The organism is Paenibacillus sp. NEAU-GSW1 (genome assembly GCF_009737085.1).
Lineage (GTDB): Bacteria > Bacillota > Bacilli > Paenibacillales > Paenibacillaceae > Pristimantibacillus.
In genome coordinates, this window is record NZ_WOVL01000033.1 from 39,671 (window position 1) to 55,173 (window position 15,503).

Annotated in this window: 14 protein-coding genes and 1 pseudogene; 3 read left to right on the forward strand and 12 right to left on the reverse strand. The window is 43.7% G+C overall.

The features are described from left to right. Positions 1 to 132: 132 nt before the first annotated feature. A complete protein-coding gene (locus tag GOM71_RS20865; RefSeq protein ID WP_156284591.1) occupies positions 133 to 1,731 on the reverse strand; it encodes a xylulokinase in 1,599 nt (532 codons plus the stop codon). A 389-nt stretch (positions 1,732 to 2,120) separates the two neighbouring features. Then, positions 2,121 to 6,392, reverse strand: coding sequence for a carbohydrate binding domain-containing protein (locus GOM71_RS20870; protein ID WP_156284593.1), 4,272 nt, complete (start codon positions 6,390 to 6,392; stop codon positions 2,121 to 2,123). Positions 6,393 to 6,997: 605 nt separating this feature from the next. On the opposite strand from GOM71_RS20870, the gene GOM71_RS20875 reads away from it, so the two are divergent. After that, on the forward strand, positions 6,998 to 7,549 hold the full coding sequence (locus tag GOM71_RS20875; protein ID WP_156284595.1) for a putative immunity protein: 552 nt from the start codon (positions 6,998 to 7,000) through the stop codon (positions 7,547 to 7,549). Between the two features lie 862 nt (positions 7,550 to 8,411). On the opposite strand, the gene GOM71_RS20880 is transcribed toward GOM71_RS20875, so the two are convergent. The 5 genes and pseudogenes from GOM71_RS20880 to GOM71_RS24555 form a co-directional block, all read right to left on the reverse strand. Further along, positions 8,412 to 9,359, reverse strand: coding sequence for a methylenetetrahydrofolate reductase (locus GOM71_RS20880; protein WP_156284597.1), 948 nt, complete (start codon positions 9,357 to 9,359; stop codon positions 8,412 to 8,414). Between the two features lie 247 nt (positions 9,360 to 9,606). After that, positions 9,607 to 9,921, reverse strand: coding sequence for a DUF1048 domain-containing protein (locus GOM71_RS20885; protein WP_156284599.1), 315 nt, complete (start codon positions 9,919 to 9,921; stop codon positions 9,607 to 9,609). Between the two features lie 9 nt (positions 9,922 to 9,930). Then, positions 9,931 to 10,278, reverse strand: a complete 348-nt coding sequence (locus tag GOM71_RS20890) for a DUF1048 domain-containing protein (RefSeq protein ID WP_156284601.1) — start codon at positions 10,276 to 10,278, stop codon at positions 9,931 to 9,933. After that, the gene (locus GOM71_RS20895; protein ID WP_156284619.1) at positions 10,275 to 10,583 is read right to left on the reverse strand and encodes a PadR family transcriptional regulator; all 309 of its coding nucleotides are present in this window, start codon (positions 10,581 to 10,583) and stop codon (positions 10,275 to 10,277) included. The genes GOM71_RS20890 and GOM71_RS20895 overlap by 4 nt, the downstream gene beginning before the upstream one ends. A 274-nt stretch (positions 10,584 to 10,857) precedes the next feature. Further along, positions 10,858 to 10,941: pseudogene (locus GOM71_RS24555) on the reverse strand (hypothetical protein); the annotation flags it as partial. Here GOM71_RS24555 and GOM71_RS25050 point away from each other — a divergent pair. Both GOM71_RS25050 and GOM71_RS20910 read left to right on the forward strand, forming a co-directional pair. Then, positions 10,937 to 11,065, forward strand: a complete 129-nt coding sequence (locus tag GOM71_RS25050) for an NAD(P)-dependent oxidoreductase (RefSeq protein WP_367649732.1) — start codon at positions 10,937 to 10,939, stop codon at positions 11,063 to 11,065. The pseudogene GOM71_RS24555 and the gene GOM71_RS25050 overlap by 5 nt on opposite strands. Before the next feature lie 237 nt (positions 11,066 to 11,302). Beyond that, a complete protein-coding gene (locus GOM71_RS20910; protein WP_156284607.1) occupies positions 11,303 to 12,028 on the forward strand; it encodes a YheC/YheD family protein in 726 nt (241 codons plus the stop codon). A gap of 84 nt (positions 12,029 to 12,112) precedes the next feature. On the opposite strand, the gene GOM71_RS24170 is transcribed toward GOM71_RS20910, so the two are convergent. The 5 genes from GOM71_RS24170 to GOM71_RS20930 all read right to left on the reverse strand — a co-directional run bounded on the left by GOM71_RS24170 (position 12,113) and on the right by GOM71_RS20930 (position 15,087). Continuing rightward, positions 12,113 to 12,274, reverse strand: a complete 162-nt coding sequence (locus GOM71_RS24170; protein ID WP_216651793.1) for a hypothetical protein — start codon at positions 12,272 to 12,274, stop codon at positions 12,113 to 12,115. A 367-nt stretch (positions 12,275 to 12,641) separates the two neighbouring features. Then, positions 12,642 to 12,785, reverse strand: a complete 144-nt coding sequence (locus tag GOM71_RS20915; RefSeq protein ID WP_216651794.1) for a hypothetical protein — start codon at positions 12,783 to 12,785, stop codon at positions 12,642 to 12,644. Positions 12,786 to 12,894: 109 nt separating this feature from the next. Beyond that, a complete protein-coding gene (locus GOM71_RS20920; RefSeq protein ID WP_253944957.1) occupies positions 12,895 to 13,134 on the reverse strand; it encodes a hypothetical protein in 240 nt (79 codons plus the stop codon). Between the two features lie 91 nt (positions 13,135 to 13,225). Then, positions 13,226 to 14,488, reverse strand: a complete 1,263-nt coding sequence (locus GOM71_RS20925) for an acyltransferase family protein (protein ID WP_156284611.1) — start codon at positions 14,486 to 14,488, stop codon at positions 13,226 to 13,228. 17 nt (positions 14,489 to 14,505) lie between these two features. Beyond that, positions 14,506 to 15,087 carry a YdcF family protein gene (locus tag GOM71_RS20930; RefSeq protein ID WP_156284613.1) on the reverse strand — a complete coding sequence of 194 codons (582 nt, stop codon included), beginning with the start codon at positions 15,085 to 15,087 and terminating at the stop codon, positions 14,506 to 14,508. Positions 15,088 to 15,503: the final 416 nt, after the last annotated feature.

Below are 15,503 nucleotides of genomic sequence, written 5' to 3' on the forward strand. Positions count from 1 at the left end.
ATAGAAGTTCTTGTCGTCAGTCAATACACAAAGTAACTTCTGACGACAATGTTGACATAGTATATGTCTCTGGCACACTATGCTGATTTCTCAAGCTTTCAATCACTCAATTGCTTCTCATTTATCCCAATTTTATACAAAATGATCTACCGCTGCCTGCTCAATTGCCAGCCCTTCCGTGTAACGCTCCAAAAACAAGGCAAAGCCATTCACATCTGCGCTGTCAGGATAAACCTCTTGTCCTTCAGCATTATTGAACACTCTAGTGGTAAGGTAATCAGCCAAGCCCTCGTGCTGCTCCCTATTAACCATATAGGATGCCAAAATTGCCATCCCCCATGCGCCGCCCTCACCAGCCGTAGACATGACCGAAACAGGAACATTCAATGCTGCGGCACACATTTTTTGACCGACTAGCGGCGTTTTAAACAATCCGCCATGCGCCAAAATACGGTCAATCGTTACCTGCTCCTTCTGTGTCAAAGTATCCATCCCGAGCCTTAGTGCTGCAAACGCGGTAAACAGATGTACTCTCATAAAGTTAGCCAGATTGAAGCGGCTTTCCGGAGAACGAACGAACAGTGGACGACCTTTAGCAAGACCGGTAATGTTCTCGCCTGAATAGTAGCCGTAGCTCAGCAAGCCGCCGCCGTCAGCGTCTGCTTCCAGCGCTTTGTTGAACAAAACGCTGAATAACTGGTTCATATCGGATTTCAGCCCCATTGCTTCATAAAATTCACGGAACAAGCCGAGCCATGCATTAATATCGCTGGAGCAGTTGTTAGCAAGAACCATTCCGACAGGGCTGCCATCAGGTGTAGTGACGATGTCAATCTCAGGGTATACCGTGGATAAATCTTTCTCCAGTACAATCATGGCAAAGATCGACGTACCTACGGAAATGTTGCCGGTACGCTTTTTGACACTATTCGTAGCGACCATGCCTGTTCCGGCATCGCCTTCTGGCGGACATAGCGGAATACCTGCTTTCAGGCTACCTGATGGGTCTAATAGTCGGGCACCTGCTTCATTAAGATATCCAGCATGCTCACCTGCTGTATAAACTTTAGGTAAAATATCTTTAAGATTCCACGGGTAGTCTTTATCGGCAATTAAATCGGCAAACTGCTTCACCATATCTTCATTATATTGCTGTGCAGATTCATTGATTGGGAACATACCGGAAGCATCTCCGATACCAAGAGCCTTGCTGCCAGTCAACAGCCAATGAATATAACCCGACAAAGTCGTAATATAATCTATGTTATTGACATGCTCTTCATCGTTCAAAATCGCTTGATACAAATGGGCGATGCTCCAGCGTTGAGGAATTTTAAATCGGAATTTCTCGGTTAGCTCCGATGCAGCAGTACCTGTTGTGGCATTGCGCCATGTACGAAACGGAACCAATAGCTCCCCTGCTCGATCAAGTGCAATATAGCCCTGCATCATGGCAGAACATCCGATTGATCCGATTTTTTGCAGTTTTACGCCATAATTATTCTCAACCTCTTGCTTTAATCGGTGATAGGTTTCTTGCAACCCGTTAATTATTTCGTTGAGATGGTAGGTCCAATAACCGTCGATCAATTGATTTTCCCACTCATAGCTGCTGGAAACAATTGTTTCAAAATTGTAATCAATTAGTACAGCCTTGATTCGTGTGGATCCAAATTCGATGCCAAGCGAGGTTTCTCCCCTGACTATCGCTTGTTTAATATTTTGATCCATGGCCTTGCTCCTCTCTGAATTTGAAATTGAACCGAATATAGCATAAGATTTCTCGTGTTTAAATAATGAATACGCTTACTAATAGAATAGCAATCGTAACTTTGTTTGTCTATTAAACAAACAAAGTTGTTTAAATGGTAAACAGCAGCTTTATTGAGCTCTTCTGCCCTTTAGTCGAACGGCATTTTGATTTTCAAATGACCGCCACTCGGGTAACAAAACGCCCATCTTCCTTTTACTCTGGAAGATGGGCGTTTAACGCGAATTTAACTCCAACTTATTTCGGGAGCTTGTTTAATTAAGGGACTTGAATGACTCCTCTCACTGTATTTTCGCCGGCTGCTTCTCGAGCTACCCTTCTTCACCCTATTTCGATCTATAAAAGGGGGTTAGATCGGACCAAGATTGACCAGCTTAACATCCGAGATCGTTATGACGGTATTGCCGGCATTGCCGCCTGCAATATTGCCCATGTCGAAGACAATACGTGAATTTGTATTGCTATCCGCTGTCACATCAAAGGCAAAGGTGAACGTCTGCTCCTCTGTCGTCAGATCGACTTGTTGGCCATAATAACCATGCCACTCGTAGCCCGCCGGTACATCTACCCAGCCAATGCCAAGACCTAGCTTTCTAGTGGTACCCGCTTTCGCTGTAAACGTAATTTCATATTTATGGCCCTGCTGAATGGAGAAGCCTTCCTGAATCACTTGCCGATCCCATGCGTTGGTGCCTACCGAGCCGATTGAAGCCTCAAGCCCTCCATTGTTTGCAGCGATAGAAAGCTCGCTTGGTGCTGGCGAATAAGAGAACCATCCGTTTGTTCCGTTCGTAAAATCACCGTTCTGCAGCAGGTTCACGTTAATCGGCTGTCCGCCACTTTCGGCAGAAGCATTCACCTCGTACAATCTGACGCGATCGATGGCAACCGTATGCTGTCCCTCATCTACAGCAGAATTGCCCAACCCAAACACCAGCACTGAGGAAGGATCGGTATCTGCTGTCATGGTGAACGAGTACGCATAATGTTCCCGGTCACTCGTCAGCTCCGCTGTGTCCTCCAAATATTTGGTGAAATCCCCGCTGCTCTGGGATACAACAACCTGAACTGTTTTCGGACTTGACGCGGATGCGTCAAACTCCAATCTGTACGATTTGCCTTTTTCGATATTCACATTGCTTTGCTGAACCGTATAGTCCCACCAGTTCGCGCTTGTTCCCGGCAGCTCTGCAATAAGTTCGCCTTCGTTGGAGCGGGTCATCGAAGCCGGCTCACCAGGGTTCAGGTTCCAACCGTTAAGATCGTTATCAAAATTTCCATTTACCACTATATTCGGAGATAAATCTATCCAAAGCGTGTTATAGTCATAGCCTTCAAAATCGAGGTAATAGCTGTTTCCAGTCTCTAGTTGAACCGACTCCAAATAAACCGTCTCGTACTTTTGCCAGCCTTCTGTGCTTCCAAGATCATACGAGGTGTTCGAGATGACGCCGCCCGATTCATCCTTCACCTGCAACCGGATTTGCGAATCACTCTGTCCGCTTGCCACTCTTGCGGAAATCGCATATTCCCCCGAACGCTCAACGTTAATCTTGTATCTGAGCGTATCTCCTTCATCCATCCAGGCAACATGCTTGCCGCCTTCACTTGAATTCTCGAGCTGCAGACCTTGCATCTCCCAAGCGCTTGCAGCAGGGATATGGGTATAGCCATCAAGCGTTATCGGGTTGCCGCGCTTCACTAACCGGACATTATCGACATACACCGTACCTTCCGCGCCTCCGAATAGCAGCTTCAGTTCCGCCTCTGCTTGATCCGCACCGTCGCCAATGGTGGTCTCTAAAGCATAGGTTTGCATCGTTGTGCCAAGAGAAATCGTCTTCCCGCCTGGGAACATGACAGGATGGCTGCTCACTAAATCCACCGTCATATCACGCGTCGTATCAGCCTTCGCATCGAAATAAATGCCGTATCCGCTGTTCTTCTCCAGTACGAGATCCGGCTGGGAGACGGATATGGACTCGGCACTTGTCCCGCCGTCAGTCACATCAACAACGAGCTGTCGTTCATATATCGGGAAGGCAAGAAAGTTATTCACGCTAAACTGTGCTGCTGCATCTTCTGCAGCCTTTGTTGACCAGAATGCCAGACGATTAGAGCCTTGATCAAAAGTACCGTTATAGATCAGGTTGCCATCCGGCAATGCCGACCGTTCAACTGTTATATCGGCATCCCCGATCTCTATCAGCTTCACATTGGCAAAATAAGCGCTTGTTTGCGCGTTATTGCCCAGATTGAATTCAAATCTAGCATTGTTATCGGTATTCTCCAGCATATCAAACGTATATTCATAAGACGCCCAATCTGTCGTCAGATCACTGTAATGCTCGCCTGAGTAGTTTTTCCAACTCTTCTCGAACTGGTTCACCTTCGACATTATTGTAATAGGGGCATCCGCTTTGGCATCGTAGGTTACTTTATACTTCTTGCCTTTCTGCAGATAGACAGGCATCTGGGTCAGCTGCACGGAATAAAGCTGGCTGCCTGCATTCGTGATCGATACTTTGGCTGCTTTCCCTTTATTCTCATCATCCACCACAGCGATTTGAGCGGTACCTCCTTCATTCAACAGGAACTTCCAATATTGCGGTACGCCCTCCTCATCCACGGTTTGCGTGAACTGTTCATTATAGAGCAAATTACCGTCCGCTTGCGGATTCCGTTGTGGCTCCGGCACAGGCGGTTTACCCGTCACGTCTTCCAAGCTATCCATTTTTTTATATTCATAGACACGGACAAAATCTACATTCATTTGTTCAGCTGTAAAATCGTCATTCGGCGATCCCGGCCAATCTCCGCCTACAGCCAAATTCAGGATCAGGTAGAACGGTCTGTCGAATGGCGCAGGATACGTATAATATTCCGGCTGATCTGGCGCCTTTGTCTTCCAGTCTTTCACTTCATGATACAGCTGGCCGTCGACATAGAAACGGATGACACCCGGCAGCCATTCTACCTGAAAATCATGATACTCATCAGCGAAGGTAGCTCCGTCTTGGAGCACATAGCTGCTCTGGTCAGAACCATGCGTCCCATCCGCTTGCACGCTGTCATAATGAATATTACCATAGATGCGGTTTGCATTGGCTCCGCCGATCAGTTCCATGATGTCAATTTCGCCGGAAGCCGGCCATCCGCCGTAATGAGCTTCATCGGTCGGCATCATCCATATCGCCGGCCACATGCCTTGCTGAATCGGCAGCTTGGCGCGTACTACCACTTTGCCGTACGTCCAATCTCCCTTATTCTGTGTAATAAGCTTCGCCGAAGTATAGTCTTTGCCTCCATATTCTTCCTTTTTCGCTTTAAGGCTGAGTACGCCGCGTTTACCGTCTTTTTCAATAACTGCATTGTCCGGCTTATAGTATTCCATCTCGTTGTTATAGACAAGACCGGTATCCATGACCGACCATTTGTTAGTATCAATAGATGAGCCACTAAATTCATCGTTCCAGACTAGCTTCCAATCCTTATCCGGGATCGTAGTGGATGGAACCGGCTTCTCTGCCGAGGACGATGGCGGGTTTGTTGTTGAATCTGTCCCGGATACCGAAGGAAGCACAGTACCTGCAGGCACGGATTCGCCATTCACCATAACGTTATCCGCCTCTACCTGTATGGTCTCAGCATCACTGTCGTCCGAGGATTCGAATTGGGCCGGCTGAAGAATATAGAGTTTACCCGCATGAGTTCGATTCCGGAATACGACACGGACCGGGCTGACCTGCTTGTTGATCGAGACATCCTTAAGCTGCGAGTTATCAAAAACAATAGAATGGATTCCGCCGCCTTTAATAACGGTACTGCCGTTCACAGTTACACCGTCCAGTGTTACATCTCCTTCTCCGATCCCTTCGGTAAGAAGCAAGCTGCCGTTAACTTTTGTACTGTTAACCGTAACTCCTGTAGTTCGGATAATGAGATTGCCGTCTACCTGAGACGCATTGTATTCACCTGGTTCTGTAATCAAATCGCCGATCATGCCAGACAGAAGAACGGCGGATTCGGCACGGGTAATCGAAGCTTTTGGTTGAAGCAACCCGTTATAGCCCTTCATTACCCCTTCACTTGTTAAATATGAAATCGCTTTTTTTGCATAGCTCGAAACAGCAGTATAGTCGTCAAACTGCTTTAATAACGCATCGGACTCCGAACCTTTCGAGAGTTCAAATGTCCGATCGAGCATAACCGCCGCATCTTCTCTTGTGATCATGGCATCCGGTTCAAAATGCTGTGTGTCCACACCTTTTACAATGCCCGAACCACTTGCCCGAGTAACGGCATCATAATACCATTCCCCGGATTGCACATCCGTAAAGCTTGAAGCATTGTGGCCGGCGAACCCGAATACGCGATCCAGCATCGTAATAAATTCCGCGCGGCTGATCTGCTTCCCGGGTTTAAACTCGCCGCCTTCGTAACCGCTTACAACGCCAAACGACGACATGCGGCTTACAGCGGATTCAGCCCAATGCCCTTTCATATCTACAAACGACGGGACTTTTGAAGACTCTGCAGCATGGGTCACCCCGGCTACCGGAGCAGCAAGAGAAACAAACAGACTGCAGGCAATTAATTGGGACAATCTTTTCTTAAACATCGTATCCTCCTTAGAATTTGGTCAAGATAAAACTGATTGAGCAGCCCTGTCTTGATACAGCTGTGATATTTATTCCTTACCTGCGCCGACGGCCATCCCTTTAACAAAGAACCGCTAAAGGAATGGATTGACTAACAGAATTGGAAGTGTACCGATAAAGATCTGTTCGGTGTCTTTTCAGATCAATTATTACGGAAGTAGCAGAGGAAGTATATATCACTTTGTAAACATTTATATAAACATTTTAATGAATATAAGTGAGGGACTGAATCATTACGAGGGAGAAATTATTTCGCGAAACTATGATTTATATTGGAAACCTCAAGTGTAATTTACATACTTATGAAAATGAAAAACAAAGACCAAAGAAAGCTATAATGAACCTGAAGTAAGCGTCAAACCTAGCACACCTTCAACCTCTGAAAGATCCGTGAGAAGATATATGCAACCTAGTACTAGGGGTTGCCTTGTGAACAAAAAAGAGAGCGGAATGAACGGCGTGATATAACAAAGACGCGGATGCCCGATATGAGGTAGCTCTGAGTCCCATTGAATAAAGAACATATGTTTTATATGATGTTAGTATTCATGGAAAGGATGATACTATGCCGAAAATTAAACGCAAAACCCTTGGCTACTCAGGCAAAGCATCAACGCTGATTTGCGAGCTACAGGATCTGATGGAAACCCAAAGTGAAGCGACTCTGCGCAAATGGTGTTTGGATTTCGCTGAACACAAGATTCTGGAAATATTTGAGAAACGTTGCCCTTTCGAAAACCGCCCGCGAAACGCTCTGCAAATGGCTCGCAACTGCCTCAACGGTAGCACAGATTTATTCGCGGTAAAGGATGTACTCATGAAGGATTGTGATGTCGCTGCCCGAGAATTGAACAGCGACCCCGCCGCTCAAGCAGCGGCACGCGCCATCGGTCAGGCAACGTCATCCATCCATATCCTGAACCACACGTTAGAAATGTTTTTTTACGCAGCGGCGGCAATTGCCTTTGACCGTGTTGGATTGAACGCGGAGAAAGACGTTTACGACAATATCACGGATGAAGTCTGCGCGGACTATACGGCGGACTTGCAAGCGATTGCTATTGTGAACGATGCAAATCCCGCAAAAATTGTATGGAAAAAATGCCAACAGCGTTGAGCGAACATAAATCGAATAAGGCAAGCCACGAAAAGGGGCTGATTTTCAGGTCTGTCGGTCATGCGGCAACCTCCTGTTAATGAGTTGCCTTCAATTTTCTCATGGATGATTGGGCTGTTGAAGGTGGGCTGGTTTTGACGCTTACGATTCAGTGCTCCGCAACAAAAAAATAAGCTGCCATTACAGCAGCTCATTTGGCATTCTTATTATCGATATAAATTGAATTCTCGCTCTCATAGTCTGCGAGTAAAACTCAATTTATCATCCAATTGAATGAATATATAGATATGGCAGCCACATAGACAAAAAGAATTACCCTGATCACAACATCCCAAATAGGAACTTTCCAAGCATTAGTGGCTTCGTCATATGTAAATCCAAACTGTCCTACAGCATAAGCATTGAATAGTCCTTTCTTTCGGTGAAACACTGGAACACAATCTTGTACATGACGATATCGGAAATAGGATAATACGGTTATATAGTAGCGCTTTCTTTTATAGGAATACTCTATGCGATTGTGTTTCCCATCCCCTACGATCTTCCCTTGAAGAAAAATTCCATCAACCAGAGTTTTATACTGCCCCACCGTTCTAGCTATAAGAAACAAGAATATAACACCGGTAACTATTGAAAAAATAGTCATGCTTGTAAAGGTTGCATATACGCGATAATGGTACTTTTGATCTACATAACCTCGATCATAATCTTCGAGTGTTTGTGATAACTGCAAAAAGAAAAACAACGCAGATGCTAACAATGGATAAGATAGAATAATCCGTGTTACAACCCAGCTATTTTTTCTAAAAATAGGATCAACTCCAATCTTGTTAATGTTAACCCAATATTACTACAAACGGTTCTATCGAACCGAAAATTCAACTTTCTTCATCTTCTTATCTAAAAGTTCCTTTATGTCACTCATCAACTGTATAGATGCCTCGATTTCAGATTTTCTAGTTGAAACACTTTCAATGCTGCAACCAATGGGTATCCCCTTCTCCAGCCCGAAATCTAATAGCTCTTCAAAGATTTTTCGAGATAGGTGAATTGATTTATCCAGTAAGTCATTCGTGTATTTCAACTCGTTTTCTAACCATTTCGGGATACTGATCCCCAACCACTTCATAAATTCCAATGTTTTTGTTGATCCGCAAGGTGCAAGATTAAATATTATGGGTACCATTTCAATACCGTTGTTTGTACAGTGATAATATAAATCTGACAATAAATTTTTTGACGCCTCCACATTATAAGTTGCCTGGGTGACGAAAAAGTCACATCCTTGTTTGATTTTATTGACAACCCGAATATGCTCATCATTCTTTAATATATGTCTTTCAGGTATAATAACTCCTCCAAAAGTTAAATTGTTATTTAACTGTTTGCTTAATGTATAAGCGGATGGTAAATCCAATTTAACCTCTTGCTTACTTGAAGATGCGCCTACGTACACGGAAAATTTATCTCGATTTATGTCAGCCTTAATCCAATCCTTGAACTGAGTTTCAGTATAGTTGCCGACGCACCGATAAATAATTCTCGGGATTTCCAATTGACTTAAATAATGATCACTATAAGTAGCAGGGTCAATCGTCGGTAAGTAGGGAAACGTTCTCTCTTGATCAACTCGTTCGGCTTCTTCCTGAACGTCGTAAAGTATTAAGGCATCAATATCAAGTTCTTTCAGTCTGTCTATCTGTAATTGTGCAATTTCCGCAATCCTTTCCGGACTGTTAGCTGCCTTTGGCGGTGTCATACCGTAAGTTAAAATACCAGACTTTTTATTCAATATTTTTTGTTTAAACATACTTCCTACCTCAATTCTTCAAAATGGGAATATCCCGCTAATCGGATACAAATTTCTCTTCTCTTATATCAAATATATCATTTACCGCTTGATATATAGTAACTTCTATTTACTATACCCAGTTATAGCTTAAATTTATAGCAAAACTTCAAAAATAACCGGTATTTAAAATACTTATTGGTAAATTTAAAACCCTAAAAAAGGACCTCATCTCCCACTTTTCGTGGAAAATAAGGTCCTTTATGTTTCATTTTTTTTTGCCGGCAGATTCTTGATAGATGTCAGCGTAAGTTTTGGAGTCTTTGATTAGATCGTCGCAGAAAGCCGCTACGTCACTGCCCGTCACTTCAAGCACGCCTTTCCCCAACGCCGCGCCCTCTTCAAACAGATCGACAATCCCCGAGAGCAGCCCCGTCCCTTCGGTTAGCTCGACAGGACCGACCTTAAAGAAATACTTTTGAATTTCTTTATAAACAATCTGATAATCTTGCGGGAGCGCTTTGACACGCGCCACATGCGCTCGCCACTCTTTTTTGCCTTGGATAATATCTTGTATGCTCATGTTATCCTCCTATTTTTTTAATTTTTTAGCGATATTATTGTTGAGTTGCTTGCGCCATTTGTCGCGAAAAGACTTAGCACCCTCTTCGCCGGCCAGCGCTGAACAGAAGCCATTAATATCGTCGCCCAAAACTTCATGGACTCTCTGGCCGTCCGCCGCCGTTTCTTCGAGCAGGCCGAGCACTCCGTCAAGAATTGGCATGAGGTTGCGGCCAGTGAAATCGGAATGCGGCCAAAGATTGGCATTAATTTTTTCCCATGCCGCTTGATAATCAGCCGGCAGCTTTTTGGCTCGCGAATCAAACGCTTTGAATGCTTTAGTCATGTCGCTGCCGGTGATTTTTTCCCAAAAATTCATTGTTTTTTCTCCTTTAGCTCGTTAATTTTTGTTGATACGAACTCCCATTTTTCCCAGAACCTCCGAAGCTCCCTGTGCCCCGCGTCGTTGATCGCGAAAAACTTTCGCGGCGGTCCCATGTCGGAAGGCTTCTTCGTGATCTCCACTAACTTGTTTTTTTCAAGTCGGACCAAGATGGTGTATACCGTTCCCTCCACAACGTCTGTGAAGCCGAGGGCGTTCAGATGCCGCGTAATTTCGTATCCGTAAGTTTCTTTGCGGCTTATAATTTCAAGGATGCATCCCTCAAGCACCCCTTTGAGCATTTCTGTTAGGTTTTCCAGCACAATCACTCCTCGCTATTCTGCAGCACCGGTATTCAGTAATACTAACTACTGCTATAAAGTATCACGCAGTAGGTTGTTTGTCAATAGCTTTGCTTGGGCATAATAAAAAGCCACAGTGTATGCGACTTTACACAGAGTCTTTCGCTTGGCTTATAGACCACGTTCGGTGGCTCGTTGACTAATTCACCCCGCTCGTCTTGTCGCCATACCCGCCTGTAATGCCGACCTCCTGTCCCGCCGCCGGTTCCGTCACCTGGATGCCGCCCTGCGAGGTGGCGACCAGCATGGCAAGCACCCAGAAGTCGAACGCCGACTTCATGATATACGCGTAGATACATGCCCGGGAGCAGTGTAAATGGATGAAGGATGGGACCATTTTCATTCATACGGCGCGAGGCAGTTTAGTCGATTATGATGCTCTTGAAGAGGCATTACTCATGATCAAGCGATTCATTATTTAAATTGCCAGACGAAATTTCTATAACCATAAAACCAATAAGAGCCGGTTCCCTTATCGTTCAAATATGGTATTTTCCGAGCGGCGAGGCACTTGTCCAGATTTTCCAACAACTTTAGCAATATACATATGTGTATGTTGCGGCATAGGCGGTCTATTCAATATGGACGAATCGCCTCTTATGCCAATCACTAATTTGACTTAGAATTACCGTAAAAGATGGAAAAGGCTGTGATTTTCAATGTTAATCAAGAGAGACAAATGGTTGCAGTATCGCATCCTTCGCAAGGGGTCCTCTCTCGCCAGACAGTTGCCAGAAACACAGTTGCTTAAGAAGAACGCTTTATCGAAAATGCTCCATCAATATGAAAGTGTCGTACTGAAACCTCGCGACGGGAGCTACGGAAGGGATATCGTGTTCATTAAACGGAACGGTGCGAATGCCTATCGTATTCAAAACGAAAATAATGCGGTCAACGTGAGAGACACCGATAAGTTGCTCAAATGGCTCCGTAAAAAAAACAAAGGTCTTCGTGGATATATTGTTCAAAGGCGTCTGCAGCTTGCTCAAATTCAACACAAGCCGTTCGACATTCGGATAATGGCTCAGCGAAAAAAAGGTTCTGCATCCGCTTGGAACGTGACAGGCTCCTACGCGAAAGTGGCAGCGAAAGGATATCTGGTCACGAATGTGACCAGCCGCCCCATTCCAGTACTTGAGGCGTTAAATTTAGCCCGTATTGAAGATCCGAGCTTGCTCGTCAAAGCGGAACGGATCGCACTATTGGCTGCCAAGCGATTGGGAGAGAGTTATCCCAAGCTTAGACAAATCGGGTTCGATATTGGCATCGACAGGGAACGTCGGATATGGATTATCGAAGGCAACTATAAACCGGACTTGCGCCCTTTCCGGCGCATGAAAGATTCCTCGATGCATCGCAGAATATTATGGTATAAAAAACACTAAAGCAAAAAAGACGACAAGCCTTTATTTTTGGCCTGTCGTCTTTTCATGTTTTGCATCTATTCTTGATAATAGCCCGCTTGGGATTTACTTGCGTCTTTTGGCACTTACAACGCGAGTCACTTGGAACCGATTTGCCCCTACCTGTATAATGGCAAATTGGCTGTAAGAAGTGCCGGAAGAAGTATAAGGTTCCGCTTCAATATTTCCACTCGGCGTTACAACCGTTGCCGTAATTTTAGTCAGCAAACAGACGCCACGGCTAGAAGCTCTCCAAGTCTGGTTACTCTGAACGCTATAACTGTCGTTGCTGCAAAAAATGGATGCATATTCAACTCTCCCAAAAGCATTATACGAAGTCGAGTTTGAGATCTGAACGGGGTCATAACCGTTAGGTCCTCTATTTCCCATGAATAAAACCTCCCTGTTATTGATAGTTTAATAGATTCAATTCAATTGTTTTTGGTAAGGTATAAATGTGGACGAGAAAAAAAAGTACTTTTGTCCGGTGGTTGCGAGGATACGACCGCTTATGATGCTGTATCTCAAACAAAAAAAGAACCACCCTCGTCGTTTAACAGGTGGTTCGAGCACTATAGGTCTGATCCAGAAAGCTTTAGAGCTTAATAATGGCTTCCAGAGCCTCTGCGGCTACTGTCTTGGCTTCCTCATTATCATCTTCAGCACACTCCACAATAGACTGCAGCGCTTTCTTCGCAATCTCCAGCTGTTCGGTTAATCGGTCAGCAATTTGTGCCATTTCGATAGTAAAATCGTCTGTTATTTCGCCATTACCAATTAAAACAACCGCAGTAAATTCGAATCTATTCTTAATTTTTATACATCTCCTTCAGGTGGGTGATCAATCGTTAATCAGGACTCAATAGCGAACCGTATTGGCGGACTCCTGCGTCATGAAACTGAACTCTTTTGCCGTGTAACCCCTTTGCTGCTGGCGAATCCAATCGTTTGCTCTCCTCTTCGTCACCGTAAAGAGCCAAGACTTTATTTTGCCGGGTTCTCGCAAAGTTCCAAGCTTCATGAAAGCCTTGATAAATACAGCCTGTCTGTCTGCTCGTCCCGGACGATGCGTCTGGCAACCATTTCATGATCACCCTCTCTACTATACTGACGTTTTAAAAGGGCAAAAACGTGCAGAGCAAATCATTATTGCAACTTTATTTTCTAAATAAATCGACGTTATAACTCTCTACTATGTTCGCCGCGCAGCGGAGCATAAATTGGGGTTGTCGATGATTTTTTCTCACCTAACATGCGTTCTACTTTTCGAGCCAGCTTTAATGCACCTTGATCGATATATTTCATGTAGTAATGCGACAAAATAAATAAGGGCACCACGGAAACTATAAACGTAACTGCATAAGCAAGATTGTAACTAAAATGATGAATCACTTTACTAAACAGAAACGCGGAGAACGTATTTAGGAAAGTGAAATGAATAAGGTATAGGGAAAATGAAATCTTCCCTAAATAAGCAAACGGTTTCCATCCAAAAACATGCTGCAGCACCTTTAAACGAAGCAATGCATACAAAATCAAAGCAGAACCTAGAGTTCGTGCAAGAAGTCGTGGATCGATGTTAAATTGAATCCATCCGTTAATATTTTTTGTCCACACTTCTATTGGTTCGTAAATAGTCCCCATTAATGCAGTATACGGTGCCGAACCTAAGTAAATCCCTATAACAAGCACAAGTACCGCTGTTGCTTTATTGTGGACCCATTTATGCTTGAGCAAATCGGCAAGCAGCATTCCCCACAAAAAAGCGACAAAATAGGTTTGAATAAACGCAATGGATAAGACCGCGTATACAATCCATCTTTTTTTCATACGTCCAAATAAAGCAAGAAAACCGAATATTAAATACGAACCTAATAGCTCATAGCCCATCGTCCAAAGGACTGGATTGTAAGGATGTGCGTTAAAACGGAAAAACGGATCAAAAATAGCAGCCTTAATTAGGACATACGCATTTGTATCTAAAGCGTAATAGTTCTTTTTCATATCCGTCCATGTCGTTCCCCATATATCTTGGAGATGAAAAGCATTCGTAATAATTGCAAGATATACAAGCAACACGGATACCGCTGCCGGAACGGCAAGCCGAATGTACCTTCGTATGGCGCTGGAGTGCAACCATTTTTGAAAGGTCTCGCTATCGAGCTCTTCATCAAACATTTTGACACTGAGCACATAACCGCTTAGCACAAAAAACAAACAAACGGCAAATTGACCATTATAAAATAAATTAATTGGAGAATGACCGTACCAGATATCCCAGTTCGAATGAGCTTGTTGCGGTCTTCCATTTAACGCGGCAGGATAAAATACTTGTATGTAATGCGATATCACTACGGCACATGCCGCGAGTCCCCTAATGCCATCCAAATAGAATAGCTTTTTTTCGGTTGTTTGTTTATTCATCTTTTCCTCTTCTTTCATGAAACAATCTATGATGATCAAGCGAATGTTTTAAAGAGATATTTATAAAATGCCGGAAATTCTCTTAAAATGGAGTAAATATCTCTAACCTCAAAAAATTTGGCATGAGCTGCATACACTTCTTTAATATCCATTTTTCTAAACGCTAATTTTGTTCGAGATACATGAAAATATTGAGTAATAATCATAACGGAGTCTAATTCTAATTCCTCCATAATCTTGCCGGTATTTTTGGCGGTCATATAAGAGTTGTATCCATTATTATCCTCTATAATTTTCTCTGCCGGAACCCCTCTTTCTGTTAAGTATGATTTCATGACCTTTGCCTCATCGAAACCTTCCTTACCTGTACCGCCGCTTACAATGATATAAGTAAAATAGCCCCCATTATAAAGCTCTAAAGACTTATTTAATCTTGCCCTTAACCGCTCAGAAGGCTGTCCATTACGTTCGACTTTATTTCCTAACACTACAGCTGCATCAGCCGGTTTCAATTCATCATTGAGTCCATCTATTATTACGAAAGCAGTGTGAATGATAAACCAGATGAAAGGAATTGCTGCTGCTATTAATAAACGCTTAATGAAAACAGAGTTCAATCTCTCACCTACATTCTCTCATCTTTTATCGATAAATGGTTATTTATCTATAGTCTTACACAAAATAAGCATCATATAAAGTGTTACATTGTACACCCACCAATATTGCAAGTTATAACTCGTAGCTCCCCGGATGAGATAAACCAGCTTGGTTCTCGACCTTGATTCAAGCACCGCTAATAAAATAAAGTCCAAATTTATAAAGAAGTTCTTGTCTTGAGTATACGATAAGAACTTCTTTATATAAAAGAGGCCGTCCCAAAAGTGGTTCGCTCGCTGAAAAAACGGCTCGCATCAGTAATTGAAGAAGCGGTATTCATGAAAATAGTGTTGCAGAGAGCTATCCCTGCAACACTATTTTTCGATTTTGATGCTTTGTGGCTTTCTTCAGCAAATGATGGGCAAGCGAAAGCCAC